This is a genomic window from Stappia sp. TSB10P1A (assembly GCF_900185725.1).
Classification (GTDB): domain Bacteria; phylum Pseudomonadota; class Alphaproteobacteria; order Rhizobiales; family Stappiaceae; genus Stappia.
Window position 1 is genome coordinate 1 of the sequence record NZ_FYAU01000039.1, and the last position, 2,317, is coordinate 2,317.

Below are 2,317 nucleotides of genomic sequence, written 5' to 3' on the forward strand. Positions count from 1 at the left end.
AGCGGTCGACGACTCGGTCGGCGCGCTGAAAACAATGCGCAGTTGGCTCGAATGGGCCGCCACTCACGACCCTTTTGGCAACGCTCTGCCGCAGGCTGCCATTGATCGGCGCAACGCTATCCTCGCCCTGATGGAAGGCGGGCCGAAGCCGCTCTCGTCCGGTGCTTTCGACGCGCGCTACAAGCTGCCCGATCCGCCGAAGCGGGACGACGGCGACAAATCCCCGGTCAGGATCGATTGGGAGGCCATCGAGCGGGACAAGGCGGCGACCACCGCGACCGACAGCAAGCGCGAGGCGGTCAAGCGGCTGATCAGGCAGCTTGAGATCGAGCGCGACGTGATGCGCGAGACGGACCCGGTCCAGCGGGAAATGATCCGGCTGAGCGAGACGCTGGCGGCGGCGAAGGGAGACGAGAAAAAGCAGGTCGAGGAGCTGATCCGCTCCAATCTCCGCGAGGCCGAGGCAAAGCGGGAGCTGCAGGAGTACACCGACATCCTGAAAGGCTCGGTGTCCAGCCTGGCGATGGCGGTGCGCAACGGCGAGAATGTCTGGGATGCCATGGCCGACAACGCGCTGCGGGCGCTCGACCGGATCACGGACAAGCTGCTCAACGAGGTGCTCGATGCGGTGTTCACAGTCAATTCCGCCACGGGCGGCGGCGGCGGCGGATTGCTTGGAGGCCTGTTCGGCGGTCTCTTCGGCGGGGGCTCGTCGTCGTCTCTGTTCTCCGGCTTCTACGCGACGGGCGGCCTCATCCCCAACGGAACGTTCGGGATCGTCGGCGAGCGCGGTCCCGAGCCGGTGATCGGCACGGCGCAGGGCGCCAAGGTACTGCCCAATTCGTCGCTGCGCTCGATCGGCGGTGGCGGCATCGAGGTCAACATCTACAACAACGCGGGCGGCGAGGTGCGCGAGGAGCGGCGACAGGGCGCGGACGGCCGCGAGATCGTCGACATCGTCATCGAGCGGGTGCGGCAGGAATTCGCCACGGGCGGGTTCGACGAGGCGCAAGGAGCCCGGTTCGGGGTCAGTCCGCGCAAGGTGCGCCGATGACCGCCGCGTGGCCTGCCTCGCTGCCGCTCAGGGCCGACCGGCACCCCTATCAGGAGGCGCCGCAGCCGGCGATCATCCGGTTTCGGCCGGAGATCGGCCCGCCGATCGGCCGGCGCCGCAGCACCGTGCGCCTCTCGACCGCGACGTTCGCCTTCGTGATGACGACGGCGCAGGTCACCACATTCGAAGCCTTCGTCGCCAATGACCTGGCCGGCGGAGTGCTCCCGTTCACGATCCGGCATCCACGCACGGATGCGACGGTGACGGCAACGTTCATCGATGAGACGCCCTACGGGATTGCGTGGTTTGCGCCCGAGGCGTGGACGGTCACATTCCGGGCGCTGGTGAGGGGCTGACGATGCAACGCGAGCTCCCCGTGGCGACAGCGCGTGAGCTGGAGCGGCCCGAGACGGCCGAGGTGCTGCTGGTGTTCCTGCGGATCAGCCACCGGCACCTGCCGGAGGACATTCGGATTGTCTCGGACGGCACCGACTACATCATGGACGGCGCCACGTGGATCGGATTTGATTTCGAGATCCAGCTCCTCAGCGACACGGACGCGCCGCCGCGCACCGAGCTCACCGTCCAGAATGTCGACCGGCGTATCGGCGAGGCCATCCTGGCGATGGACGGGCCGGCCCGGCTCGACATGGAGGTGATCGCCGCCAGCCAGTTCAACCTCAATGTCGAGCCGCGCGTGGCGCTGGGGCCAAGCGTGGAGCGGAGCTACTCCGCCCGGCATCTGGCGCTGGTCGATGTCGGCGGGGACGTGCTGCAGCTCACGGGCACCATTCGGTCGTGGGACTATACCCAAGAGGCCTGGCCGTCGATGCGCGGCACCCAGGACTCGTTTCCGGGGCTGTACCTATGAGCGCGCTCCCGATCGGCGGGCGGGCCGCCGTCCACTGGAGCGCAACCTATGTCGGCCTGCCCTGGCAGGACGGCGGGAGATCGCCGGACGGCGCCGACTGCTGGGGGCTCGTGCGGCTGGTCTACGAGCGCGAGCTCGGCATCGCGCTGCCGACCTATGGCGAGATCTCGGCGCGCGAGCTGATCGCCGTCGCTCGCGCCGTCTCGGCGGGCAAGGACGGCGAGGACTGGCAGGCGGTTTCAACGGGGGATCAAACGGCTTTCGACGTGTGCGTGATGCGCCTGTCCGGCGGATCGCGCACGGGGCATGTCGGCGTCCTGGTCGATCCCGGCCACGTGCTGCATGTCGAGGCGGCCTGCGACGCAATCATCGTCCCCCTCACTCATTTCACC

3 protein-coding genes and 1 pseudogene are annotated in these 2,317 nt (G+C 68.3%); all 4 read left to right on the plus strand.

The genetic code is table 11. The features are described 5' to 3' along the window. Nucleotides 1-1,054: pseudogene (locus TSB10P1A_RS22210) on the plus strand (hypothetical protein); the annotation flags it as partial. Beyond that, nucleotides 1,051-1,410, plus strand: coding sequence for a hypothetical protein (locus TSB10P1A_RS22215; protein WP_186390159.1), 360 nt, complete (start codon nt 1,051-1,053; stop codon nt 1,408-1,410). The pseudogene TSB10P1A_RS22210 and the gene TSB10P1A_RS22215, both read left to right, overlap by 4 nt. Before the next feature lie 2 nt (nt 1,411-1,412). Next, nucleotides 1,413-1,925, plus strand: a complete 513-nt coding sequence (locus TSB10P1A_RS22220; protein WP_186390160.1) for a DUF1833 family protein — start codon at nt 1,413-1,415, stop codon at nt 1,923-1,925. After that, the coding region (locus TSB10P1A_RS22225) for an NlpC/P60 family protein (RefSeq protein ID WP_186390161.1) at nt 1,922-2,317 on the plus strand (396 nt) is incomplete at its 3' end. The genes TSB10P1A_RS22220 and TSB10P1A_RS22225, both read left to right, overlap by 4 nt.

Coding starts and splice junctions, on each gene's coding strand:
- TSB10P1A_RS22215 (WP_186390159.1), top strand. CDS start 1,051: ATGACCGCCGCGTGGCCTGCCTCGCTGCCGCTCAGGGCCGACCGGCAC.
- TSB10P1A_RS22220 (WP_186390160.1), top strand. CDS start 1,413: ATGCAACGCGAGCTCCCCGTGGCGACAGCGCGTGAGCTGGAGCGGCCC.